Raw genomic sequence first — 973 nt, forward strand, 5'->3', positions numbered from 1 at the left:
AAGAAGAAGAATAAGAAGTAGTATTGAGAATGGTTCTATTGGATGGTAAACAGAAAATTGCTAGAAAAAAAATATGTAATTTGTTTTTTTTTTTTGTCTCGTGGGCTCGGAGATGTGTATAAGAGACAGTGGCTGTGTATATTATAGAGATAGACCGGCATTGACAAGCGATTTTACAAGCAATCACAATCTATTCCGCTATAAAATAAACAGTTAGTTCTATTTTTAATTTTTTATAAAATATATGCCGAAAATTTGATTCATTTTAGGATATGACTGTCGATTCGTTGTTTTTAATCATTTCGATTCAATTCCAATATTTCAAATTAAAACTCAAATGACCTTCTAATCTTGATCAGCATGGGCATTCAGAATACTGAAACTCTTATTCATAAATTATTTTTGAAGTTGTGCATGGAATGCAGAATACAACACAGCATAAATAACAACAGCTTTACCAAATTTCAGACAATAAAAAAGCAAGGCACTTGCCTTGCTTTAATATGATGGTGGGGATAGAGAGACTCGAACTCTCACGCCCAGAAGGCGCTGCGACCTGAACACAGTGCGTCTACCAATTCCGCCATATCCCCATGACTGTGTATATTATAGCGATCAGACCTGATTCACAAGTAGTTCTATAGAAAGCTAAATGCTTTTATATCAAAAATTAATCAGTTAATTCACTATTGATTAAATACCGATCTATTTAGACCAACATATAACATTGATAGACACTATGGGACTGATCCATATGACATTTCAATTATTGAATATAGAGATCGCATGAATTATTGCAGCAATACAATGAAATTTACTAAAGCCCTGCCCTTACATGATTATTCGCTGGAGAATTTAAATCCAGAACGCATTGATGTTCATCAACCATGACAGCAAAAATCTGGTACTAAAAAACCGACCTTAAATTTCAGGCAATAAAAAAGCAAGGCATTTGCCTTGCTTTAATATGATG

Annotated in this window: 1 tRNA gene; it reads right to left on the minus strand. The window is 33.4% G+C overall.

Annotated elements, in window-relative coordinates:
* Window positions 1-507: 507 nt before the first annotated feature.
* Window positions 508-593: transfer RNA gene (locus BFN00_RS00380), tRNA-Leu, on the minus strand.
* Between the last annotated feature and the right edge of the window lie 380 nt (window positions 594-973).

The organism is Acinetobacter sp. AR2-3, assembly GCF_001878775.1.
Lineage (GTDB): Bacteria > Pseudomonadota > Gammaproteobacteria > Pseudomonadales > Moraxellaceae > Acinetobacter > Acinetobacter lwoffii_D.